This is a genomic window from Pelagibius sp. (genome assembly GCF_965249265.1).
In the GTDB taxonomy this organism is placed as follows: Bacteria; Pseudomonadota; Alphaproteobacteria; order Kiloniellales; family Kiloniellaceae; genus Pelagibius.
Window position 1 is genome coordinate 860,748 of sequence record NZ_OZ252224.1, and the last position, 23,633, is coordinate 884,380.

General features: G+C 64.1%; 21 protein-coding genes. 10 read left to right on the forward strand and 11 right to left on the reverse strand.

Going from position 1 to position 23,633, the window contains the following annotated elements; translation table 11 throughout:
- Positions 1 to 45: 45 nt before the first annotated feature.
- On the reverse strand, positions 46 to 1,401 hold the full coding sequence (locus tag ACP146_RS04220) for an IS4 family transposase (RefSeq protein ID WP_422364713.1): 1,356 nt from the start codon (positions 1,399 to 1,401) through the stop codon (positions 46 to 48).
- Between the two features lie 169 nt (positions 1,402 to 1,570).
- Positions 1,571 to 2,290: a hypothetical protein gene (locus ACP146_RS04225; protein WP_422365515.1), complete on the reverse strand. Its 720-nt coding sequence runs from the start codon at positions 2,288 to 2,290 to the stop codon at positions 1,571 to 1,573.
- Positions 2,291 to 2,552: 262 nt separating this feature from the next.
- Here ACP146_RS04225 and ACP146_RS04230 point away from each other — a divergent pair, with 262 nt between their 5' ends.
- Positions 2,553 to 4,445, forward strand: coding sequence for a propionyl-CoA synthetase (locus ACP146_RS04230; protein ID WP_422365516.1), 1,893 nt, complete (start codon positions 2,553 to 2,555; stop codon positions 4,443 to 4,445).
- 198 nt (positions 4,446 to 4,643) lie between these two features.
- Positions 4,644 to 5,435, forward strand: a complete 792-nt coding sequence (locus tag ACP146_RS04235; protein WP_422365517.1) for an SDR family NAD(P)-dependent oxidoreductase — start codon at positions 4,644 to 4,646, stop codon at positions 5,433 to 5,435.
- A 309-nt stretch (positions 5,436 to 5,744) separates the two neighbouring features.
- Here the strand turns inward: ACP146_RS04235 and ACP146_RS04240 are convergent, their stop codons facing one another.
- Positions 5,745 to 7,307, reverse strand: a complete 1,563-nt coding sequence (locus ACP146_RS04240; protein ID WP_422365518.1) for a peroxidase family protein — start codon at positions 7,305 to 7,307, stop codon at positions 5,745 to 5,747.
- A gap of 188 nt (positions 7,308 to 7,495) precedes the next feature.
- The gene (locus ACP146_RS04245; RefSeq protein ID WP_422365519.1) at positions 7,496 to 8,392 is read right to left on the reverse strand and encodes a LysR family transcriptional regulator; all 897 of its coding nucleotides are present in this window, start codon (positions 8,390 to 8,392) and stop codon (positions 7,496 to 7,498) included.
- Between the two features lie 103 nt (positions 8,393 to 8,495).
- Here ACP146_RS04245 and ACP146_RS04250 point away from each other — a divergent pair, with 103 nt between their 5' ends.
- Positions 8,496 to 9,563 carry an alpha/beta fold hydrolase gene (locus tag ACP146_RS04250; RefSeq protein WP_422365520.1) on the forward strand — a complete coding sequence of 356 codons (1,068 nt, stop codon included), beginning with the start codon at positions 8,496 to 8,498 and terminating at the stop codon, positions 9,561 to 9,563.
- A gap of 43 nt (positions 9,564 to 9,606) precedes the next feature.
- On the opposite strand, the gene ACP146_RS04255 is transcribed toward ACP146_RS04250, so the two are convergent.
- The gene (locus ACP146_RS04255) at positions 9,607 to 10,452 is read right to left on the reverse strand and encodes a hydroxypyruvate isomerase family protein (RefSeq protein WP_422365521.1); all 846 of its coding nucleotides are present in this window, start codon (positions 10,450 to 10,452) and stop codon (positions 9,607 to 9,609) included.
- Positions 10,453 to 10,494: 42 nt separating this feature from the next.
- Entirely contained in the window at positions 10,495 to 11,268 is a 774-nt protein-coding gene (locus tag ACP146_RS04260) for an aldo/keto reductase (protein WP_422365522.1), read from the reverse strand.
- A gap of 111 nt (positions 11,269 to 11,379) precedes the next feature.
- On the opposite strand from ACP146_RS04260, the gene ACP146_RS04265 reads away from it, so the two are divergent.
- Positions 11,380 to 12,294 (forward strand): LysR family transcriptional regulator, encoded by a 915-nt coding sequence (locus ACP146_RS04265; protein WP_422365523.1) that lies wholly within the window; start codon positions 11,380 to 11,382, stop codon positions 12,292 to 12,294.
- A 16-nt stretch (positions 12,295 to 12,310) separates the two neighbouring features.
- On the opposite strand, the gene ACP146_RS04270 is transcribed toward ACP146_RS04265, so the two are convergent.
- From ACP146_RS04270 to ACP146_RS04285, 4 genes are all read right to left on the reverse strand, one after another.
- Entirely contained in the window at positions 12,311 to 12,574 is a 264-nt protein-coding gene (locus ACP146_RS04270; RefSeq protein ID WP_422365524.1) for a hypothetical protein, read from the reverse strand.
- Between the two features lie 197 nt (positions 12,575 to 12,771).
- Positions 12,772 to 13,707: a DUF5996 family protein gene (locus ACP146_RS04275; RefSeq protein ID WP_422365525.1), complete on the reverse strand. Its 936-nt coding sequence runs from the start codon at positions 13,705 to 13,707 to the stop codon at positions 12,772 to 12,774.
- A 136-nt stretch (positions 13,708 to 13,843) separates the two neighbouring features.
- Positions 13,844 to 14,488 carry a DUF1013 domain-containing protein gene (locus ACP146_RS04280; protein WP_422365526.1) on the reverse strand — a complete coding sequence of 215 codons (645 nt, stop codon included), beginning with the start codon at positions 14,486 to 14,488 and terminating at the stop codon, positions 13,844 to 13,846.
- A gap of 259 nt (positions 14,489 to 14,747) precedes the next feature.
- Positions 14,748 to 15,761, reverse strand: coding sequence for an NAD(P)H-quinone oxidoreductase (locus ACP146_RS04285; RefSeq protein WP_422365527.1), 1,014 nt, complete (start codon positions 15,759 to 15,761; stop codon positions 14,748 to 14,750).
- A gap of 198 nt (positions 15,762 to 15,959) precedes the next feature.
- On the opposite strand from ACP146_RS04285, the gene ACP146_RS04290 reads away from it, so the two are divergent.
- The 3 genes from ACP146_RS04290 to ACP146_RS04300 are packed head-to-tail and all read left to right on the forward strand — an operon-like array spanning position 15,960 to position 19,401.
- On the forward strand, positions 15,960 to 16,142 hold the full coding sequence (locus tag ACP146_RS04290; protein ID WP_422365528.1) for a DUF1192 domain-containing protein: 183 nt from the start codon (positions 15,960 to 15,962) through the stop codon (positions 16,140 to 16,142).
- A gap of 11 nt (positions 16,143 to 16,153) precedes the next feature.
- The gene (locus ACP146_RS04295) at positions 16,154 to 18,031 is read left to right on the forward strand and encodes a sensor histidine kinase (protein ID WP_422365529.1); all 1,878 of its coding nucleotides are present in this window, start codon (positions 16,154 to 16,156) and stop codon (positions 18,029 to 18,031) included.
- Positions 18,028 to 19,401, forward strand: a complete 1,374-nt coding sequence (locus ACP146_RS04300) for a sigma-54-dependent transcriptional regulator (RefSeq protein ID WP_422365530.1) — start codon at positions 18,028 to 18,030, stop codon at positions 19,399 to 19,401. The genes ACP146_RS04295 and ACP146_RS04300 overlap by 4 nt, the downstream gene beginning before the upstream one ends.
- Positions 19,402 to 19,407: 6 nt before the next feature.
- Here ACP146_RS04300 and ACP146_RS04305 read toward each other — a convergent pair whose 3' ends face one another.
- On the reverse strand, positions 19,408 to 19,869 hold the full coding sequence (locus ACP146_RS04305) for an Lrp/AsnC family transcriptional regulator (protein WP_422365531.1): 462 nt from the start codon (positions 19,867 to 19,869) through the stop codon (positions 19,408 to 19,410).
- Positions 19,870 to 19,983: 114 nt separating this feature from the next.
- On the opposite strand from ACP146_RS04305, the gene rocF reads away from it, so the two are divergent.
- The 3 genes from rocF (at position 19,984) to nhaC (ending at position 23,488) form a co-directional block, all read left to right on the forward strand.
- Positions 19,984 to 20,913: an arginase gene (gene rocF, locus ACP146_RS04310; RefSeq protein ID WP_422365532.1), complete on the forward strand. Its 930-nt coding sequence runs from the start codon at positions 19,984 to 19,986 to the stop codon at positions 20,911 to 20,913.
- 10 nt (positions 20,914 to 20,923) lie between these two features.
- The gene (locus ACP146_RS04315) at positions 20,924 to 21,979 is read left to right on the forward strand and encodes an ornithine cyclodeaminase (protein ID WP_422365533.1); all 1,056 of its coding nucleotides are present in this window, start codon (positions 20,924 to 20,926) and stop codon (positions 21,977 to 21,979) included.
- A gap of 75 nt (positions 21,980 to 22,054) precedes the next feature.
- A complete protein-coding gene (gene nhaC, locus ACP146_RS04320; protein WP_422365534.1) occupies positions 22,055 to 23,488 on the forward strand; it encodes a Na+/H+ antiporter NhaC in 1,434 nt (477 codons plus the stop codon).
- Positions 23,489 to 23,633 lie beyond the last annotated feature (145 nt).

The window sequence follows — 23,633 nt, forward strand, 5'->3', positions numbered from 1 at the left end:
CCGACCTTCCTGTGGTTCCCCCTCTCCCCTCGTGGGCTATGGGATTCACACATTTTCGATGTTTGTTGCGAGTGCGAATCCGGTGAGTTGTGCTGCGAGGGTTTGCCAACCGGTTTTCATGGTCTTTGGTCCGGGCGGTTTGTAGTAGCAGTTCCATCCGCCGAGGCGGGCGCAGACCCAGGCGAGGAACGCGAGGCTGTCGGCTGGATGCGGATTTTTCTGGCGCTCGGTGTTGCCTTCGAGCGTCTTGGAGATCGCCTGGAGTGCGGGCAGAAAGCCGGCGTCGAGGGCGTCCGTCGCCGGTCGGCGCGAGCCGTCGCGGGCATCGACCAGTTGCATGATGCGGGCCGCGGCGCCGAGCGCCATGGCGGCGAACTTCATCAGCCGCCCGGCATCGTGCATCTGGGTTTCGTCGAAGCGCAGGCCGTCGCTCTTGCAGGTTCGGAACAGCTGCTCGATGCGCCAGCGCAGGCGGTAGAGCTGAACCGCACGCTGCGGCGCGATGTCCGCCGACGACAGCAGACGCCAGTGCAGCGCCGCCTTGCCCGCCGGCGGATCGGGCTCGCGCGCTTCGACGACGGTCATCTCGACCATCTCTGCGGCATGCGCCTTCTTCAGCCTCGAGGGGCGGACGATCCGCACACGGCGTGCCCGCAGTTCCACCGTGGCCTCGCGGCCCTTGTCGCCCGGCCCACGCGGGCCGACCTTCACGACAGACCGGCCTTGCGCAGGTTCCGCCGCCAGTGCCTCGAACAGGCGGCGGCCATCCGCCCCGTCTGCTTCGTTCTCCCCGTCCGCCAAGCCACGGTCGTGGCGCGCCCGCACCACAAGCTCCACGCCCTCGGGCTTGCCGGCAAACAGCGTGTAGACGTCGCTTTCCCGGTCGGCCACCACGGTTACGCTGGCGGCGCCGGCCAAACCCTCGCCGGCGCAGCGCGCCCCGGACAGCCAGCGACCGCTCTCCTTGTCCGAAGGCGCACGCCGCCGACGATCGCCCGCCTTGACCGGCGGCCGGGTCCAGATCTCGGCCCCCACAAGGCCAAGCACCGCCTCGTCCTCGGCGTCCACCGCAAGCAGCGGGTGCAGGAAAAAGGCCGGGCTCGTGCCATCCGCCCCGCATCCAAAACCCCGGCGGTTGGCCGCGCGGTTCTTGAAGTTGATCTCGCTCGTATCCTGGATGCAGATCACATGCCGACCCGCGCACACCGCCGCCGTCCGGGCCGCAAGGCCGGACAGGATCGCCGCAACGCTGGAATGCGGCGAAGACAAAAACCGGTGGCACGCCATCTCACCAGCCCGGTCACCACCAACCTTGCGCAATACGCAACTGCCGCTCGACACCAACTGGTCCATCATCCATTCCGACCGACCCGCAACACGCACGTCTCCAAACCCAGCCATCCAGATCCCCCAAAAAAACCTGGATTGCTTGAATCACATCATCGCCTCAAAGAGAAGCAATTCCGTGAATGCCGTAGCCCCTCGTGGGAGAGGGCCGGGGTGAGGGGGCTTTGTTTCGACAGCTCGCTGGACTTTGCCCATGCATCCGCGCCAGCGGTTTCCTCTTTTCCTAAGCCCGCGTCGTCCAGAAGATGCCGGCGAAGACGACGGGCACCATGACCAGAGCGAAGACGATGAGCGCCGGATAGCCGAAGAAGGCGATGGCGGCGAGAAGCGCGAAGAGGCAGTTGAGGGCGAAGAACAGCTTGGCGCTTTCGCGGCCTTTCACTGCGTCCTCGATCATCCAGCCCAGCAGAGGCACGGCGTAGAGCAACCGCAAGGCAAAGCCCCCGATCCGGTGCCCAAGGCCCGGCGCGTTGCTTGTGCTGAGGGGCGCGATGGCCTGCGCGGGCTGGGCCGGCGTGCGCTGTTGAGAGCGGGCGCGGTCGTCGCCGCGGGCGCGCTCGCCGTAGCGGATGGCGAAGAAGATGGCGACCCCGGTGGCCAGCGGCAGGCCCAGCAGGGCGGTCGGCTGGCCCTGGAGAAAGAGAACCGGCAGGCTGATCAGGCCGATGATCAGGGCCGAGGACGGCAGCAGCGCAACGATGCCCCGCACCAGTCCTTGGCTCGGCTTCTCGTACTCGTTGGTGCCGCCGATGGAATTGGCGAGGAAGCCCAGGTTGGCCAGGAAGAACCACAGCACCAGGGGCATGGAGGTGGCCAGCATGGCCGCTGTCAGCGGCACGTCCAGTCCGTGATTGGGTCCGGGGAAGAACACCGACCAGAGCACCAGCCAGATCAGCAGCGGCAGCAGCATGAAGCCGCCCACGTAGTAGGGGAGATGACGCAAGAGACGATCCCTTTTTCTCTTTCGTTGGCCCAGGTTTATCAACTTTTTGCCGACGTTTTTCCGACATACCTGACTTAGGAGGTCAGGATTGGGGATGCGAGCAAAACCGCCGCCCCCGGTCGTTTTGTCGCAGGCGTGGGCGGTCGCCCGGCCGCTTCGGACGGGCTTTCGTTTCCACGGTTTGGCGCTTATGCTTGGGCCAAAGCAGAACAACAAAAGCTGGGCGTCACTGGCGTTTTTTCATCCGGGGAGCGGAAGCATCATGGGGCGTTACGACGAGGTTTATCAGGCGGCGCAGGCCGATCCGGAAGGCTTCTGGGCCGCGGCGGCCGAGGAGATCGACTGGGTCAAGAAGTGGGACAAGGTCCTCGACGATTCCGACCCGCCCTATTACCGCTGGTTTGCCGGGGGCAAGCTGAACACCTGCTACAACGCCGTCGACCGCCATGTGAAGAACGGGCGCGGCAGCCAGGCGGCGATCATCTACGACAGCCCCGTCACCGACACCGTCCGCACCATCACCTACACCGAGTTGCAGGACCAGGTGGCGCGCTTCGCCGGCGCCCTGGCCACCCGCGGCGTCGAAAAGGGCGACCGGGTTATCATCTACATGCCCATGGTGCCGGAGGCGGCGGTGGCCATGCTGGCCTGTGCCCGCCTGGGCGCCGTGCATTCCGTGGTCTTCGGCGGTTTCGCCGCCAACGAGCTGGCGACGCGGATCGACGATGCCCAGCCCAAGGCCATCGTCTCCGCCTCCTGCGGCATCGAAGTCGCCAAGGTCATTGCCTACAAGCCGCTGCTCGACGCGGCCATCGAGATGGCCCAGCACAAGCCGGACTTCTGCCTGATCCTGCAAAGGCCCCAGGCGACAGCCGACCTGCAGGACGGCCGCGACGAGGATTGGGAGGCCGCCGCGACGGCCGCCGAGCCGCACGGACCGGTGCCGGTGGCCGCGACCGATCCGCTCTACATCCTCTACACCTCGGGCACCACCGGCCAGCCCAAGGGCATCGTGCGCGACAACGGCGGCCACGCGGTGGCGCTGAAGTGGACGATGAAGAACATCTACAACATCGATCCGGGGGAGGTGTACTGGTCGGCCTCCGACGTCGGTTGGGTGGTCGGGCATTCCTACATCGTCTACGCCCCGCTGCTGCACGGCGCGACCACGCTGTTCTACGAGGGCAAGCCGGTGGGCACGCCCGATGCCGGTGCCTTCTGGCGGGTGATCAGCCAGCACAAGGCGGTCAGCCTGTTCACCGCGCCGACGGCCTTTCGCGCGATCCGCCAGCAGGACCCGGAAGGCGAGCACATCGGCAAGTACGACCTCAGCCATTTCCGCGCGCTCTTCCTGGCCGGGGAGCGCTGCGATCCCGACACCCTGACCTGGGCCGAGGAAAAGCTCGGCGTGCCGGTGATCGATCACTGGTGGCAGACCGAGACCGGCTGGGCCATCGCCTCCAACTGCCTGGGCATCGAACTGCTGCCGGTGAAGGCGGGCTCGCCGACGCGGCCGACGCCGGGCTGGGACCTGCAGGTGCTGGATGCGGAGGGGCATCCGGTCCCGCCGGGCACCATCGGCGCCTTGGCCGGCAAGCTGCCGATGCCGCCGGGCACCTTCCCGACGCTGTGGAACGCCAAGCAGCGCTACTACGACTCCTACCTCGCCAACTATCCCGGCTACTACGAGACCGGCGATGCCGGGATCATCGACGAGGACGGCTATATCCACGTTATGGCGCGCACCGACGACATCATCAACGTCGCCGGCCACCGGCTTTCCACCGGCGCGATGGAGGAGGTGCTGGCCGCCCATCCCGATGTTGCCGAGTGTGCGGTGATCGGCGTGGCCGATCAGTTGAAGGGCCAGTTGCCGGTCGGCTTCGTGGTGCTGAAAGCCGGGGCCGGTGACGGCGCCGTGACCCAGGAGGTGGTGCAGATGGTGCGCGAGCGCATCGGCCCTGTCGCCGCCTTCAAGTCCGCCGCCGTGGTGCAGCGCCTGCCCAAGACCCGTTCCGGCAAGATCCTGCGCGCCACCATGCGCAAGATCGCCGACGGCGAGGACTTCAAGCCGCCGGCGACCATCGACGACCCGGCCATTCTCGACGAAATCAAGGAAACCCTCGCCGGCATCGGCTATCCCAAGGCCGGGTGAGACAGAAGTATCATCAGATGCGCTGCTGAAGGCGGCGGTTGCTTCATCCTTCGAGACGGGCGCTTGCCCTCCTCAGGATGAGGCTGAATTGGAAGCCTCACCCTGAGGAGCGATCCGCAGGATCGCGTCTCGAAGGGCGGGGCGGGTAACACGAAGGATTTTGGTGGCGAGCCGAAATCAGCAAGGGGGTCTTTAGTAATGCGTGTAAAGGATCAGGTCGTCATCGTGACCGGTGCGGCTTCGGGGATTGGCCTGGGCTGTGCCAAACAGTTCGCGGCCGAGGGGGCCAAGGTGGTGCTCTCCGACATCGACCAGACGGCGGGTGAGGAAGCCGCGGAGCAGCTTCAGGCAAGCGGCGCCGAGGCCGTCTTCGTAGCCTGCGACGTCGGCGACAAGGCGGCGGTGGATGCCCTGGTGGACTCCGCCGTGGCCGCCTTCGGGCGACTCGACTGCATGGTCGCCAACGCCGGGATCGTGAGGGGCGGCGACTTCCTCGACTTCACCGAGGAAGACTTCGACGCGGTGATCCGGGTGAACCTGAAGGGTGTCTTCCTCTGCGGCCAGGCCGCCGCCCGCCAGATGGTGAAGCAAGGGCCGCGACCGGACGGTACCGCGGGCTCCATCGTCAACATGTCGTCGATCAATGCCGTGGTGGCGATCCCCTCCATCACGCCCTACTGCGTTGCCAAGGGTGGGGTGAACCAGCTCACCAAGGTGATGTCCTTGGGTCTTGCGGATTACGGCATCCGGGTGAACGGTGTCGGGCCGGGCTCCATCAACACGCCGATGGTGAGTGCGGTGAACAGCGACCCCGCCGCCTGGAAGCGGCTGATGTCGCGCACCCCCATGAGACGCCTCGGCGAGCCGGAGGAGATGGGCAGTGTCGCGGTCTTCCTGGCCTCGGCGGACTCCAGCTACATCACCGGCCAGACCATCTATGCCGACGGCGGTCGTCTGGGCCTGAACTACACCGTGCCGGTGGAGGACTAAGGCGGCCCATCGGCAAGGCTGTCGCTTCATCGCATCACATCAGGACTTGTTCTGAGGGTCGACGGGACCGTTCGCTGTGATTCCGGCGGCGAGACTTACGCACTTCGCCGCCATGGATGCTCGGGACAAGCCCGAGCATGACGGTTGTGTTTTGTGACGCCAATACTGCTAAGATCGTCACCCTCGGACTTGTTCCGAGGGTCCATTGGGCCGCCCGCTGGATTTCGCGCGAGAAATCTATACCTGCCACCATGATAGTCGGAACGGGCCCGCGTATGACGGCTATTTTTCCAGATCTACTCCCACCAACTACTTGCGGATCATGAAGCCGACGCTCATCGGGTCCTGCAGGCTGGTGTTGCGCTGAATGACCTCGGCGAGGCGGCTGGTGGACTCGATGATCGCAAGGCCCTCGGCGCCGAAGGTCTCTGCGTTGTAGACAGCCTCGGCCAGCAGCGGGTTGGTCAGCGCCTGGGTGAAGGCGTCGTTGGCGACCATGGTTTTCAGCAGCTCGCCCATCATCTCGCGCTTGCCGTAGCCCTCGGCGAAGATGCCGACGAACCATTCCAGCCTGTCGATGGAGCCGTAGAGGTCTTCCAGTTTCCTGGCCGAGACCGGGTCGCCTGTCAGCTCTTCGAAAGACCGGACCGGGTCCTTGCCGTAGTGGCGGCGGTAGTCGTTGAAGGGCGGCAGAGCGCAGGTGCGCGCCATGTCGATGCTGTGTTTCTTCACGCCCATGTCCAAGAGGAAGTCCGCGGTGTTGGCGAGGCCGATCCTGCCGGCCAGCTGGCGGGAGGCGTCGCGGCAGACCTTCTCCACACCGAGCTTCATGACCAGGGCATTGTTGTGCCTCAGCGCCGCTGAATTGCTGGTTTCGCCGTTGAAGGTGACGCTGGCGGGGATCAGGTCGTGCCAGCGGTAGAGCAGGGCGAACTCCACCGCGATCCAGTTGGTGCGGTACCAGTGTTCCTTCTCCGCCATGCCCGGCACCACCATCAGCGGGAAGTCGGCCGGGGCGATGTGCACGATGTAGTCGCCGATCACGATCTTCAACAGGATGACGATGCAGACGTTGCGCGCGGTCTGGAACAGGCGTTCGTCGTCCCAATCGGGATGCGCCTTGGCGAGGATTCCGGCGATGCGGTTGTGCTCGCGCAGGAAAAGGGTGTTCATCACCGTGTTGCCGATGGTCGAATTGCCGTGCTCCAGGCCGACGGCAAAAGCGCTGCGCTTGTGGTCGTCGGAAGCGTTAGCAAAGACACGCATGAAATTATCGGGCGTGTAGAGGCCGTCGAACTCCGGCTTCGGCTTCAGGCCTTCCGGGGTTTCCTCAAACAGGAAGACCGGGAATTCCTCGTCCTCGATGATCTGGCTCTTCAGCCGCCCGCCCTCCATGGCGCGCAGCATGCGGGTCTGCTCTTCGCCGACGCCGTAGATCTGGCAGAGATCGATCTCGTGGTTGCTCTCGTTCTCGGCGAAATCCTGCTTCTCCGGTTCTTTCCACTTGGTGCGCAGGAAGCTGTCGGTGAACCACTGGGCGAAAAAGGGAAACAGCAGGCTGGTGTCGGTCGCCCGCCGGTCTTCGGTTTTCTTGAAGAGGGCGTTCACGTCGTCCAAGGGCGGCAGGGTGGCGTTGTAGTCCCGGGCCTCCGGCAGATGCCGTCCGGAATAGCGCCGGTCGGTCAGGCCGCGCCAGGTGGTGTAGCCGGCGGCCATGGAAAAGGGCCGCGGTCGGACCTTTGTCGCCGAGGCGTAGGAATTGATCAGTTTGCGGTTCAGGCGGCGGTGCAGCGGCGGTATCGCGACCACGGCCTTCAGCCCCTTTTTCACCAGCCAGTTTTTCACGCCGGCGCCAAACGACTCCTCGGCCATGCTGCTCTCCCCTGTTGCCGATGTCCGCAGCCTTCCGGCTGCGCCCTCCGATACAGCGGCCGCAAGGCACCCCAGCCCTTGCCGCCACGGGATAAAGCATTAGCCCCGTCGGACTAAGCCGGATGTGGTGATTCTCACTCTCGCGGAATGGACGACGGGTGAGGTCTGCAGGGCTTCCGAAACCGGATTTACCTTTTGCGGCTTGTCTTGGTGCCGCCAAAAAGGTGTGACAATGCCTGCAGTTTATCCGGCTCCGCCAAAAGCTGAAGCTCCAGGAAGAGACGGTCTTGCGTATCTTTCAACGGAATGGCGGTGACGCCATGGAAAGACAGCCGCTGCGCTGTGGAGCGGGTGATGAGACCAACGCCGAGGCCGCCCGCAATGAGGGCCAAATGGCTGTGCACACGGCTGGCCTCGGCCGCGACCTGAAGTTTGCCCGCCGCCTCCGTCGCCAGGGTCTCGATCGTCTCGAACAGCACCGGGCCCTGGGACCGGGGGAAGAGAACGAAGGGTTCGCCGGCGATTTCGGCGAAACGGATCGACCGGCGGCGCGCCAAGCGGTGATCGGCGGGAAGTGCAGCCCAAAAAGGGTCGCGGCCCAGTCGCCGGCCCTGGAAGTCAGGCAGCGCAGGCACCGGCGGGTGAAGCAGAGCGACATCTATCTGCCCGGCAATCAGGGCGTCCAACTGTTCAGGCGTCGTCATTTCCCGCAGCTCCGGCGTCGGCGTCCGGTTCTGTCTCAGTCCAAGCAGCAGGTCCGGCAAGGTGGCGCTCAAAGCCGCGGAAACGAAACCGATGCGCAGAGGTTTGGGCCGTCCCCCTAAGGCACGCACGCGCGCCTCGGCCCGTTCCAGGCGCCCGAGCAGGATTCGTGCTTCCTGGGCCAGAGCCTCGCCGGCCTCGGTCAATGTCATTCCCCTGACGCTGCGTTCGAAGAGCCGGGTATCCAGACGGTCTTCCAACTGTCGTATTTTTGCCGTCAAGGGTGGCTGGCTCATATTCAGTTGACGCGCTGCGGCACGAACGGCTCCGGCTTTGGCCACGGCAAGAAATTGACGCAGGGTCGGGTGATCGAGTTTCGGCATTCGATATGAATATCATATCGTTTGAATTAAAAACGGTATTTTCTACAGATCGTCTTGGCGGCTATTGGGGTGTTCCCGATGACATCAGAAGGAGGCGGTCGAGATGATACGGACGTTGTTTGCCCTTGGGGTCCCAGCCTTGTTTTCCGCCACAGCGCTTGCCGATATTGAACGGACCGATTTCTCAGTGATGTCGGAGCCGGGAGTCGAGATCGGTATTCGGGAAATTGTCGACGGCGATCAGATGCGCCTTGGGGCGCCCGTCGTGCTGCTCCACGGCGCCCGCGTTCCGGGCATCGCGTCGTTCGACCTCAGTGTCGAAGGAGGCAGCCTGGCAGAGGACCTCGCGCGTAACGGGCTTGCGGTCTACATCGTCGATCTTCGGGGATACGGGGCTTCCAGCCGCCCGGCGGAGATGGAAAAGCCGCCCGCGGTGAGCGCACCGCTGGTTCGCTCCGGCGACGCGGTCCGCGACCTTTCGGCTGCCGTCGATGCCATTCTTGAGCGCGCAGGCGTCGCCCAGGTCGCGATTCTCGGTTGGGCGACGGGTGGCCATTGGGCGGGATACTATGCTGCCCTGAATCCGCGAAAGGTCGCCAAGCTCGTCTTCTACAACACGCTCTATGGATACACTGCGGACCATCCCCGGATCGGCCGTGGGTCGCGCCTCGCGATGGCGCAGGCACCCGATCAGTTCGATCTTGAACGTTTCCGGAATTACCGGCTGAACCCTGGCGATAGCCTGCTCCCGGGCTGGGACAGGTCGATTCCGCTGGAAGACAAGGCCCTTTGGCGTGATCCGCAAGTTGCCGAGGCCTATGTGGAGACCGCCCTGGCCAGCGACCCGACGGCTTTCGACCGAAATCCGCCCAGCTTTCGGGCGCCTTCCGGGGCCCTGGCGGACAGCTTTCTGGTGGCGACCGGCGCGGCCCTCTGGGATGCCAGACTGATCACGGCCGATGTGCTGATTGTCCGTTCCGAGAATGATTTCTGGTCTCGGCCCGAAGATGCCGCCCTGCTTCGCAAGCACCTAAGCGGGCGGGAGGTAGGGCGCGTGGAGGTAGTCCAGATTCCCCAGGCGACCCACTTTGTTCATCTCGACCGCGCGGCCTGGGGGCGCAGCACCTTCCTCGATGCCGTGACGGGTTTTCTAGCGGGGCCGTCAGAATGATGCAGCATTACCTTTTTTGTGGCGCTTGACGAACCGTTGCGGGTCATCGCGGGTCGATAACGCGCACTGCTTCTATGACAGCCCGTTCGCCGGCCTTGCCCGGCGCCGGGTTCTCAAACTCCAGCCCGACGATGCCATCGAAACCGCGTTCGGCGAGCCGCCGCAGAATCGGGGCATAGTTGATCTCGCCGGAGCCCGGGACACTGCGCCCGGGGTTGTCGGCGATCTGGACATAGCCGATCTGATCCCAAGCGAGGTCCAGATTTGTGATCAGATCGCCGCCGTGGATCTGCTGATGCCAGAAGTCGTAGAGCAGCTTCACTGACGGCATGTCGACAGCCTTGGCGATCAAGTGGGCGTGCCCCACCTCGGTCATGAAGGTCCCCGGCCAGCCTTTGTGATTGATCGGCTCCAGGGCCAGCACAAGGCTTTCTTCCGCAGCCGCTGCGCCGGCCCACTTCAGGTTCTCGATCATGTTGGCGGTCTGATAGTCGCGTGGCAGGGAAGGATGCACAGTGCCGGAGAGCGTGGTGACATAGGTCGCCCCGACCCGGCGCGCCACCTCCGCGGTCTCCCGCACCTCCTGTACAAGACGGTCGCGTTCGTTGCGGTCGTTCAGGACGAAGCTCGGGCGCTCATAGACAAGGGTGTTCACAATAACCCCCATGGTCATGTTCTGGCGCTCCAGTTCCCGGCCGATGCGGTTTTGGGTCTCGATGTCGCGGGCCTTCATCCAGTTGTCTTCCAGGGCGGTGAATCCCTGCTCGGCCATAAACCGGATCTGATCCACCGGGTCGCCGCCGGCGTGGTGTTGGAACATGCCGCTGTCAGGGCTGTTGAGCCCGAGATGCGGAGCGTAGTTCAGTGCAAACGTTGGAGTTTGTGACACGGTGGTGTTCCCTTCTTTCTTGCTTGGCCAGCGCCGGAGCCGTCACACCAGATCCCAGGCACCCAGGTTTTCTTCCAGGTGGTTGATGGACGTCGTGCCGGGGATGACGACGATGTTGGGGGAGCGTTGCAGCAACCAGGCAAGGGCCTGACGCGCTTCCAGCTTGGCGCCCTGCTGCATCGGGTTGGCGCCGAGCGGCCCATAGGGAATGAAGGCGATACCCTTTTCCGCCGTGTAGTCGACCAGATCGTTTTGACCGGTCTCGGCCATGTTGAAGCGGTTCTGAACGCTGGCGATGGGTGCGACGGTGAGGGCGCGATCCAGGCCTTCGCGCGTGACATTGGAGAGGCCGATGTGACGGATGCGCCCGTCGGCCTGCGCTTCTGCTAGGGCCGCGACCGATGCCTCGATCGGCGTGTTCGGATCGACCCGGTGAAGCTGGAACAGATCGATCCGGTCGCGGCGCAGGTTGACCAACGCCCTGTCGATCTGGCGCAGCAGCGTATCGCGCGACCCGTCGACGACGATGTTGCCCGGCGCCGGCTTATCGACCCCGCCCTTGGTGGCCAGCACGACGTCCCGGCCTTCGAGGGCTTCGCCGACGATGCGGTCCGCCGTTTCCGGCCCATAGGCCCAGGCGCTGTCGAAGAAGGTCACGCCCAGATCGGCGGCGCGGCGCAGCAGGGCGAGGCCGCCCTCCCAGTCCGGATAAGGTCCGAAGTTGCCGGGCTGGCCGGTGAGGCGCATGGCGCCGTAGCCAAGCCGGTTGACCGTGGTTTCACCGCTCAGTGCGAAGGTCTTTGATTGTGCGGTCATCTCTGGAACTCCTCTGTTTCTGCGGTCTGCGTTGTGGTCTGAAGAGAAGATGCCTGCGAGATTGCTTTTCCTGTAGACGGCTTAAAGGAGTATTAGATATACGTATTGCGTATGAGCAAGGCACTGGACCGGCTGGGACTGCTGACCACCTTCGCGAGGATCGCCGAGCGCGGCTCGATCTCCGCGGCGGCGCGCGATCTGGGCCTTTCCCAGGCTTCTGCGAGCCGTCAGTTGAAGGCATTGGAGGAAGCTCTGGGGGTGCAACTGATCCAGCGCAGCACCCATTCCCTTTCACTGAGTGAGGCCGGTCGGGACTGCCTTGCCGATGCCCGCGCCCTGATCGACGGCTGGGACACTATGGTTGAACGCTATGCCGGGGAGGAGAGCGAGGTTCGCGGCAAGCTGAAGGTGGTCGCCCCGGTGGCCCTGGGTCAGCTTCACCTGGCCGAAGCGGTGTTGCGGTTTCAACAGAACCACCCCGGCGTTTCCGTCACCTGGCTGCTGGAGGACGAGGCCATACGCTTTGCCGAGATTGGCTGCGATCTCTGGATCAAGATCGGCCCGTTGCCGGATGAAACGTTGGTGGTCCGCCCCCTGGGTCGGGTCGAGCGGCTCGTCGTGGCTGCGCCGCAACTGATCGGTGACCGTCGCATTGCAGCGCCGGGGGAACTTGCCGAGCTGCCTTGTGCTGCACTGGAGCCTTTCGAGGCCGCCAGCATTCCTTTGTCGCAAGCCGATGGGACCGTTGAGACGGTCAATGCAAGCGTCGCACTGGCAACCAACAACATCTTCGCGGCCCATAAGGCAGCGCGGCTTGGAATCGGTTATGCCGTCATGCCGCGCTGGTTTGTCGAAAGAGAACTGAAGGCGGGGGACCTTGTCGACGTTCTGCCTGGTTGGCGGGCGAAACCCCTGACCATCAATGCCGCCTACCTGCCGTCGCGCCGGCAGACCCGCCGGCTGAGGCGGCTCATCGATCACATCGCGGCGGCGGTGCCCGCGATACCGGGTGTAAGCCGCCCGTGAGGGAGCCGTCCCCGGTTTATTCGGAGGTGCCGCTGCCCGGCCACCGCTTAAGGGCCAGTACGGCCAGCACCGCGCCTGCCGCCCAGAGGCCTTGAATACCGTCTGCCGGAGCCCGTTCCCCGGCGAGGGAGGCGATCAGGGAAAAAATCGCAATGACAAACGGCAGCGCGCTGAGGCCCTGAGCGACCGGGCTGTGCCCGCTGCGCCGGAAAAGCACAACGGCGCTGGCCGCGATTACCAACAGCGGCAGATACGAAAACACGATCTGTATTGCGGTCATTGTGCCGAGCCCCGTGAGCAGCGGATTGCCATAGGGTCGGTTGAAGATCTAAATATTTCCTCAACGCCAAGGGCTGGTGCCCTGGCCCTTGTTCGGGGGGCGGATTAACGGCAGACAATGACTTCGCGCCGCTCAGGGCCGGCTTTTCTCAGATCGCCCGAAATGCCATCGCAATCGATGGCAAGCTCCTGAACCTATTAGTCGATGCGGCGCGGGACCCGCGGCACGCCGAGTTCGCATTCCAGCGTCTCCCATTCCCACTGCGCCAGATCGGCCGCGGTTCGATAGGTCGACTGCAGGAAGGACAGCAGCGCCGCCTCGGGATCGGCGGCCTTGCGCACGGCGTCATAGGGCAGCACGTACTCGCCGAGATCTTTCTGGAAAAACGCCTCCGCCGGTTCCGCCGCCCTTTCGCCGAAGCCTTCGGGCATGGGATAGGCGTAGGAATAGAAGGCCGGGTAGTCGATACCGCCGCCGCCGGGCCAGAAACCGGCGGAGCTGACTTCATGGGAATAGGCCTCTCGCGTCACGCTGTCGGGCAGCGCCGGAAAGCCGCCGGGGTGCAGCGGCGCAGGGCGGCCCGAGAAGCGGGTGACTGCGAGATCGAAGCTGCCCCAGAAAAGGTGCACTGGGCTTACCTTGCCGAGAAAGCCGGTGCGGAAATGTTTGAAGACCGCGTCGATGGACACCAGCGCCTGCCAGAAATCCCGCACCGCTTCCGGATCGTAGGCGCCCGGCGCGGTCTGTTCGCGGAATGGCACCGGGCTGGGGACTTCGTTGGGGGCGTGATGAATGTCGCTTGGCGCGCCGAGCTTGTCGAGCGTGGCCAGGAAGCGTCGGTGAAACTCGGCGACGGACATTGGCTCCAGCGCAATTGTCTCTTGGCGTCCGTCCGTCGTGTCGATCTTCAGGCGGTGATCGACGAAATCGAAGGTGATGTCGTAGCTGCAGTCGGCACCGGGAATGAGTGAGGAGTTCAGCCCTCGTCCGCTGACGTAGAAGGCCGCCTGCCAGGAGTGGTTGATCCAGGGCGTCTGCGCCAGGCGGAACTTGCCGACGATCTGCGTCCACATATGCAGGCTGGCGCCGCTGTCTTTCCAACGCGTGTAGGGGATATCCGGCCAGTTTGTCATGGCCGTAGATATAGGAAAGTCGACCTGTGCTTGCGAGTCCGCTGCATGAAAAACACCGGCATTTTCGCAAAACGGTCATGAAGCTGCGGGCCCTGCCCGCAGCTTTCACAGGGCTGAGACCTGAGGTCCGCCGGGTCTAGTTGCCGCCCTTGGGCAGGCCGAAGTTCTCCAGCGAGAAGGGGTTGTCCGGATCACTGGCCACAGGCGGCGGCGCTTCCGGTTCGATCTCCGGCTTCGGCAGGGTGATGCCGGCCTTCTCCGCTGCCTTGCGGGCTTTTTCGACCGCGGCGTTGAGGTCGACCTGGCCGCAGAGGCCAAGCAGCACCGGATCGCGGGGCCGGATGTTCGGCGAATTCCAGTGGGTGCGCTCGCGCACCGCCTGGATCGTCGTCTTGGTGGTCCCGATCAGCCGGGCGATCTGGGAATCCTTCAACTCCGGATGATGGCGCACCAGCCAGGCGATGCCGTCGGGCTTGTCCTGGCGCTTGGCGACCGGGGTGTAGCGCGGCCCCTTGGTGCGCTTGACCGGCTGGGGCAGGTCGCTCTTGGCGGCCTTCAGCTTGGCCTTGGGGTCGGCTTCGCAGCGGACGATCTCGTCGCGCGTCAGCTCTCCGGAGGTTACCGGGTCCATGCCCTGGATCCCCATGGCCACCTCGCCATCGGCGATGCCTTGGATTTCCAGCATGTGAAGACCGCAGAAATCGGCGATTTGCTCGAAGCTCAGGCCGGTATTGTCGATCAGCCAGACGGCGGTCGCTTTCGGCATCAGCGGTAAAGACATCAATCCTCCTCTCTTCCGACCGGCGCGGTTCCCCGCGCCCCGGCCGGCGGCATAGATTTGCCGTCGTGGGAATAGACCGAATATAGGGTCCCGCCAAGCGCGAATAAAGCGATGTCTGCTGAAAATCCGCCCGCTGGCCGGTTTTCAAGGCTGTCGGCGCCGGCCCGCTCCCCCTCCCGGCCACCCAACACCAGTGTCCTATGGGTGGCCGGGAGGGGGAGCGGGCCGGAACCGCTTCGACGTCAGTCGAACAGACTGCTCAAGTCTTCAGCACGATTTTCCCGATATGGCTGCTGGATTCCATCAGGGCATGGGCCTTTGCCGCCTCTTCCAGGGGGAAGCTGGCGGCCATGACCGGGGCGATCCGGCCGGAGTCCAACAGGGGCCAGGCCTTTTCCCGCAGTTCGGCGGCCACCTGGGCCTTGAAGTCGACGGAACGGGCACGGAGCGTTGACCCGGTGATGGTTAGGCGCTTCAGCATGACCGAGGTGAAATCGACCTCGGCCTTGGCGCCGCCGAGAAAGGCGATGAAGCTGAGCCGACCCTCCGGGGCCATGGCCTTGATGTTGCGCTGGATGTAGTCGCCGCCGACCATATCCAGGACCACATTGACGCCCTTGCCGCCGGTTGCCTCTTTCACCACGGCGACGAAATCCTCATCGCGGTAGTTGATGCCCCGCTCGGCCCCCAGGTCCTCGCAGGCCTTCACTTTCTCCGGCGAGCCGGCGGTGGCGAAAACCCGGCTGCCCAGAGCCTTGGCGAGCTGTATCGCCGTGGTGCCAATGCCGGAGGTGCCGCCGTGGACCAGGAAACTCTCGCCGGGCTGCAGGGCCGAGCGCTGGAAGACATTCACCCAGACGGTGAAAAAGGTCTCGGGCAGGGCCGCCGCCTGGGTCAGATCGAACCCTTTGGGGATCGGCAGGCACTGGACCGCCGGGGCGGCGCAGTACTGGGCATAACCGCCGCCGGTCACCAGGGCCGTCACCTGGTCGCCCAGGGAAAGGCCGGGGGAAAGGCTGGCGGCCCCTTCGCCCAGGGCCACCACTTCGCCGGCGATTTCCAGCCCGGGGATGTCAGAGGCACCGGGCGGCGGCGGATAACCGCCGAGGCGTTGCAGTACGTCCGGCCGGTTGACCCCGGCGGCGGCCACCTTAACCAAAACCTCGCCCGCCGCGGGCTGCGGGACAGGGCGGATCCCCGGCACCAGAACCTCCGGGCCGCCGGGTTCGCTGATTTCGATGGCGGTCATGCTTTCGGGCAGGGTCTGGCTCATCTTGAGGGCTCCATTGGCTTATCGGGGTTTTGGTGCAGGGGCTTTGCGGGGAATCGCATTCGCCGGGGGGAGTTAGTATAATGAGCGGGCAAAAATCAAGCGATCGCCCGGTGGTCTCTGCGGGGGCTGCCGAAGGCAGGCCGCCGCAGCCGAACCGCAGAGAAAGCCGCGAAAGAGCGGCAGGGGAGTATGAGGGCCATGGATATCGAAGATCTGGAACCGCGGAACAAGAAACCCAAGCCCCGGGATCTGGACAGCCTCGGCATCGATGAGCTTGAAGAATACCTGGCCGAGCTGCAGGCAGAGGCGGCGCGGGTGGAAGAGAAGATCGCCGCCAAGAAGAGCTATCTGTCCGGCGCCGACTCCTTCTTCAAAAGCTGACGTCGTCTTCGGTGAACAATCCTTCCGGCCATAGGCTGAGCCGCCCGCGCCGGCGCGCTGCGGTACTGGGTATCGTTGCGGCGCTGGCTGCCAGTGTTCTGGTGCTGGCGCTGACCTGGTATTGGTCATCAGGCCTCTTCCTGGACCAGACCCGTGCCGGTGCCATGGCCAAGCTCGACCTCTACAACAGCAATCTGGACGGCGCCCTTGGCAAGTACCAGTCGGTGCCAAAGTTGCTGGCGTTGCACGAAGGCGTGGCCGCGTTCTTTCAGGCGCCGCTCGATGCAGAGACGCTGCAGCGTGCCAACGCGCTGACCGAGACGGTCAATTCGCTGACTGGTGCCGAAGACACTTACTTCATGGATGCCGAGGGCCTGACCTTCGCCGCCAGCAACTGGGACAGCGAGCGGCCCTTCGTCGGCCATAACTTCAGCTACAGGCCTTACTTCCAGGAGGCCATGCAGGGCCAGCTTGGGCGCTTTTTCGCCCTGGGCACCACCTCGGGCCGGCGCGGATACTACTTTGCGTCGCCGGTGTTCCAGAACCACGAGATCCTGGGCGCCGTGGTGGTCAAGGTCAGTCTCACCGATATCGAGGCCGCTTGGACCGCCGATGAAGAAAAGGTCATCGTCACCGACCCGCACGGCGTCATCTTCGTTTCCAGTCATGCCGCTTGGCGCTTCCGCAGTCTGGCCCCCTTGAGCGATGAGGCCCTGCAGGAGATTGCCGAGAACCGCCGCTATCAATCCGTCGACCTGCGTCCTCTGGAGGTGGTCGAGCAACAAACGATCGGCGAAGGGCCGCGGCTGATACGGATTGCGGATGAGCCGGGCGCCCAGAAAGCCGAGTACCTGATGGTATCGCGGGCGATGCCGGAGGCCGGATGGACGGTTTCCGTGCTTGCCTCGACCCATCTGGCCCGCTCCCAGAGCATCACGGCGACGCTGGTGGCGGCGCTGGCCTGTCTCATCACCTTTCTGATCGCCACCCTGGTCTGGCAGCGCCGCAGCCGTCTCGTCGAGCGCATCGACTATCAGCGCCGTGCCTCGGAAGAACTGGAGCAAAGGGTGGAAGAGCGCACGGCGGATCTGACTAGTGCCAATGCCCAGTTGGAGCGCGAGATCGGCGAGCGCGAGGCAGCGGAGGCCGAACTCCGCCAAGCCCAGGACGACCTGATCCAGGCCGGCAAGCTGGCGGCCCTGGGGCAGATGTCGGCGGCCCTCAGCCACGAATTTAACCAGCCCCTGGCGGCGATCCGTTCCTATGCCGACAACGCCCGGCTGTTGATCGAGCGCAACCGCGACCGCGAAGCCGGCGAGAACCTGCAGCGCATTCGCGACCTGACGGCCCGCATGGCCGAGATCAGCAAACACCTGATGACCTTTGCCCGCAAACCGCGCCGCGAGCTGCGCCCTCTCGTGCTGGCGGAGGTGCTGGATGACACGCTGGATTTTCTGCGTATCCGCCTTGAGCGTGCGGGGGCAACCGTCTCCCTGGAGCAGCCCGACCGCAGCCTGCGGGTGCGGGCCGGCCGGGTGCGGCTGCAGCATGTCATCCTGAATCTCGTGTCCAACGCCCTGGATGCCATGGAGGGTGCCGAGGAGCCGAAGATCGAAATCGCTGTCCGTGAAACCGCGGGGCGGGTCGTCGTTTCGGTGCGCGATCACGGCCCGGGAATCGAGTCGGCGCAGATCGGCAGCATCTTCGACCCCTTCTTCACCACCAAGGATGTCGGCAAGGGGCTCGGTCTGGGTCTGTCGATCTCCTACAACATCGTGAAGGACTTCGAGGGATCGATCCGGGTCGAGAACCATCCCGGCGGCGGTGCTGTTTTCATCGTCGAACTTCCCCTGCTGGCGCAGCCCGAAGCGGTGCTTGAGCCGGCATGACCGAGGGACAGGTCTTTTTCGTCGACGATGAAGAACCGCTGCGCCATGCGGTGAAGCAGGGGCTTGAGCTCTGCGGTCATCCGGTGACCTGCTTTGCCGCCGCGCGCCAGGCCGAAGCGCAGCTCAACCGGAACCTCTACGGCGTGCTGGTCACCGATATCACCATGCCGGACATGGACGGTCTGGCGCTGCTGCGCCGCGCCCTGGAAATCGACCCGGCCCTGCCGGTGGTGCTGGTCACCGGCCACGGCGACGTGCCTCTGGCGGTCGAGGCGATGCGGGCCGGGGCTTACGACTTCATTGAAAAGCCTTTCGACACTTCGCACCTCGCCAGTGTGGTGGCGCGGGCGCTGGACAAGCGGCGTCTGGTGCTGGAGAACCGCGCCTTGCGCGAGGAGCTGGAAACCGGCGGCGGCCTGGATGCCCGTCTCGTCGGCCGCACCCCGGCCATGGAGCATCTGCGCGTGCAACTGCAGGCCCTGGCGGAGACCGATGCGGATGTGTTGGTCACCGGTGAAACCGGCAGCGGCAAGGAGGTCGTGGCCCGCGCCCTGCACGACTTCGGCCCACGCGCCAAGGGGCCCTTCGTCGCCATCAACTGCGGCGCGCTGCCCGCCGAGATGATCGAAAGCGAACTCTTCGGTCACGAAGCCGGCGCTTTCACCTCGGCCCAGAAACAACGTATCGGCAAGCTGGAGTTCGCCAACGGCGGTACCGTGCTGCTGGACGAAATCGAATCCATGCCGCTGGACCTGCAGGTGAAGCTGCTGCGCGCCATCGAACAGCGCAGCATCGAACGTCTCGGTTCCAACAAGTCTGTTGCGCTCGACCTTCGTTTCGTCGCGGCAAGCAAGGAGGATCTGCTGACGGCCTGCCGCGAAGGCCGTTTCCGCGAGGATCTCTACTACCGCCTCAACGTCGTTACTCTGCAGGTGCCGCCGCTGCGTGAGCGCCGCGAAGACATCCCTTTGCTGTTCCATCATCTGGCCCGCGAGGCCCGCGCCCGTTACCGCCGCGAGATCCCCGATCCCGACGACCGTCACCTTTCCGATTTACTGAGCTACGACTGGCCCGGCAACGTGCGCGAACTGCGCAATGCCGCCGACCGCTTCGTTCTGGGGCTGGGGGCGGTGGTGCCCGGCGCCGTCGTGACGGGAGATGCCGTTTCTCCGGCGGCGGAAGGGTCAACGGGAGAGGGACCCTTGGCCGGCCGTCTCGAAGCGGTGGAGAAGGCGATCCTGGAAGCCGAACTGCGGCGCCAGGGCGGCAGCCTGAAGGCCACCTACGAAGCCCTCGGCCTCTCGCGCAAAACCCTCTATGACAAGCTGCAGCGCCACGGCCTCAAGCGTGAGGACTTCGTGCCCGGCTGAGAGCCTTCACTGCCGCGGCGGTTGCGTGGTCATGCGGGTGGCGAGCAGCAGGTTGGTCTCGCTTGTCGCAACCCCTTCCAGGCGGCGGATCTTGGCGAGTACGCCGTCGAGCACTTCCAGTGTTTCGGTGCCCAGTTCGACAATCAGATCCCACTTGCCGTTGGTGGTGTGGATCGCCTGCACGGCCGAAATACCGCTCAGGCTGCGCAGAATGCGGTCGGTGCCGCGCCCCTCGATCCCCAGCATCATCAGGCCGCGCACAGGATGGTCCCGGACATCGTCATTCAAGATGGCGGTAAAGCCGACAATGGTGCCCTCCGCGACGAGGCGGTTGAGCCGCGACCGGACGGTCACCCGCGACAGCCCCACGGCGGCGGCCAGGGTCGACAGCGACATGCGGGCATCGCGGCGCAGCTCCGCGATAATCTTCGTGTCGTGACTATCCATATTGTATAGAATAGACTTCATTATGAAGGAAAGCTTTGCATTATATGCAAAAAATAGGCTGTTTTCCTACCCTTTTTGGTCAGATCTTGTCGGGCCAGACGATTTGACCAGATGACTTGAGAGGAAAGCACAGACGTGGACAGGCGAAACTGCATTCTGGTCGGCGTGCCGGTCGATAGCGGGAAAAAGCGGAAGGGCTGCCTGATGGGGCCCGATGCCTACCGCACCGCGCGCCTGGCCGAGACCGTTGCGGAACTGGGACACACCGCCGACGACTGGGGCAACGTGACGCCGCAGGACGAAGGCGACCATGGCTGTGCCAACGAGCTCGTCCATTCTTTGTCGGAGACGGTTGCCTGGGCTAAGGCGGTGAGCGGCGTTGCAAAGCGGGCGGCGGCGAAAGGTTTCCCGATTTTTCTCGGCGGCGACCATGCGCTTTCCATGGGCACGGTCCACGGCATCGCCGCCCATGCGCTGGAACAGGACCGCCCGCTGTTCATCCTCTGGCTCGACGCTCATACCGACCTGCATACGCCGATGACGACGGACTCCGGCAACCTGCACGGCACGCCGATGGGCTATATCTCCGGCCTGAACGGCTTCGATGCCTTTCCGCCGATGCCCAAGGCGGTGCCAGAGGAAAACATCTGCATGATCGGTCTGCGCTCCGTCGATGCCGTGGAGAAAGAGACACTGAGGGACAGCGCGATTTCCGCCATCGACATGCGCATGATCGACGATCACGGCATCGCCAAGCCGCTTTCGGTTTTTCTGGAGAAGGTCGCCGCGGCCAACGGCCTGCTGCACGTCTCCTTGGACGTCGATTTTCTCGACCCGACCATCGCGCCGGCGGTGGGCACCACGGTGCCCGGCGGCGCCACCTTCCGCGAGGCTCATCATGTGATGGAGATGGTCTATGAATCCAACCTTGCGGCCTCCCTGGACCTTGCCGAGTTGAATCCCTTTCTGGATGAGCGCGGCCGTACCGCTTCTCTCATGGTCGATCTGACTGCCTCGCTGCTCGGGCGCCGGGTGTTCGACCGCCACACGCCCGATTTCTCCTGAAGGGCCAACCATGACCGCCCCCCAACCTTCGCACCTGGCCTTCGTGCCCTTCGTCAGTGTCGAGAACATGATGAAGCTGGTCCATCACATCGGTGTCGAGTCGATGCTGCGCGATCTTGGCGACTACATCGAAGAAGACTTCCGGCGCTGGGAACTCTTCGACAAGACGCCGCGCGTTGCCTGCCATTCTGATGAGGGTGTGATCGAACTGATGCCGACCTCGGATGGTGAAGTCTATGGCTTCAAGTACGTCAACGGTCACCCGAAGAACATCCACGACGGCCTGCAGACGGTCACCGCTTTCGGACTGCTTGCCAGGGTCGGGACCGGTTATCCGGTATTGCTCAGTGAAATGACGGTACTGACCGCGCTGCGCACCGCGGCGACCTCGGCGATGGTGGCCAAGCATCTGGCGCCCAAGGGCGCGCGCTGCATGGCGATGATCGGCAACGGTGCACAGTCGGAGTTTCAGGCGCTGGCGATGAAGGCGATCTGCGGCATCGACAACGTCCGGCTTTACGATATCGACAGCCGGGCGACGGAAAAGGCGATGCGGAACCTTGACGGGTTTGGCATCGGCATGACCGCCTGCAGGACGCCGGAAGAGGCGATGGAGGGCGCGCAGATCATCACCACCTGCACGGCCGACAAACAGTTCGCGACCATCCTGACCGATAACATGATCGGTGCCGGGGTTCACATCAACGCCATCGGCGGTGACTGTCCCGGCAAGACCGAACTGCATCGGGACATCCTGTCGCGCTCCACGGTCTTCGTGGAATACCCGCCGCAGACCCGCATCGAAGGCGAGATTCAGCAGATGCCGGCTGACTTTCCGGTCACCGAGATGTGGCAGGTGATCAACGGCACCGCGCCCGGCCGGGTGAGCGACAACCAGATCACGCTGTTCGACGGCGTCGGTTTTGCCATCGAGGACTTCTCGGCCCTGCGCTACGTCTGGGGGCGGATCAAGGGTACCGGTTTCTATCAGGATCTCGACATGGTCGCCGATCCCGACGACCCGCGCGATCTCTTCGGCATGCTCTTGCGGTCGAAGACGCAATAAAGACTTCACTAATATAAAAGAACGGAGTCACACTCGCCGGCAGCGAGAGACGACTCCAAAAAAAGGGGGGAAACTATGAAAACGGATGTTCCGCAGGGGGCACGGCTGCCGCACCTCTGGGAGGCGATCATTTCGCTTTTCTCGCTGGTCGTCGGGATCAGCATTTCCATCGTGGTCTACGGTCTGGATCCGCAGATCCCAATGCTGCTCGGCGTTATCGTGTCCAGCGTTGTGGCGCTGCGCTGCGGCTTTTCCTGGCAGAACATCCAGAACGGTATGGTCCGCGGTATTACAAATGCCCTGCCGGCGATGATCATCCTGCTGGTGGTCGGTATTCTGATCGGCGTTTGGATTCTGGCCGGCGTGGTGCCGACCTTGATCTACTACGGCCTGCAGTTCATGTCGCCGTCGATCTTCCTACCGGCGACGCTTCTGATCTGCGCCATCACCTCCCTGGCCACCGGCACTTCCTGGGGCACGGCGGGGACCATCGGCGTCGCTTTGATGGGGATCGGTGCAGGTCTTGGTTTCCCGCTGCCTATCGTCGCAGGTGCGGTGCTTTCCGGCGCGTACTTCGGTGACAAGATGTCGCCGCTGTCCGACACCACCAATCTGGCCCCGGCCATGGCCGGTACCGATCTGTTCACGCATATTAAGCACATGTCCTACACCACCGGCGTGACCTTCGCGCTGACGCTGGTGATCGAGATTGTGCTGGGTCTGAACTATGGCGGCAGCGGCGGTGACTTGGCGCGCATTCAGACCGTGCTGGCCACTCTCGACGCCAACTTCACCATCAACCCTGTGCTGCTGTTGCCGCCGCTGGTGGTGCTCTTCGTTTCCTATAAGAAAATGCCGGCCATTCCCGGCATTACCCTTGGTGTGCTGGCCGGTGCGGTCTGTGCCATCGGCCTGCAGGGCGCTGACTATGAAGCTCTGGCGAACGCCGCCTATGGTGGTTTCGCCTCCGAGACCGGGATCGAGGATGTCGACTCCCTGCTCAGCCGCGGCGGACTGTCGTCCATGTTTTTCACCATCAGCCTGATCATCGTGGCGATGATGTTCGGCGGGGTGATGGAGCGCACCAGCCAGTTGAAGGTGATCGCCGACACAATCCTGCAGTACGCTAAGTCGACGGGGTCGTTGATCACCTCCACGGTGTTGACCTGCATCGCCGCCAACCTGATCCTCTGCGATCAGTACATGGCCATCGTCATGGGCGCGCGGACCTACGCCCCGGCTTATCGCGAGCGCGACCTTGCCCCGGAGAACCTGTCTCGCGCAGTGGAGGATTCGGCGACGGTGACAGCCAACCTGGTGCCATGGAATTCCGGCGGTGCCTTCCAGGCCGCCACCCTGGGCGTCGCCACCATCGCCTACCTGCCGTTCAACTTCTTCTGCTGGATGTCGCCCATCGTGACTATCATCTTCGGCGTCATGGGCTGGACTATCAAGAAACGCGCACCGGAGGAGGGCGAGGCCGCCCCGGCGACGAGCGCTGCGGAGTAGGGCAGTCGAGGTTTCCTGACGGACAGCAAGTGCCTCAACGGCGAGTTGCGATGCCGACGCCGGAAATGAGGGGACTATGTAGCGGGGAAGATCGAATAGGTTTTATATTCCTAAGGCCTATGCAGTAAGGGCTCTGTTCTTGGCC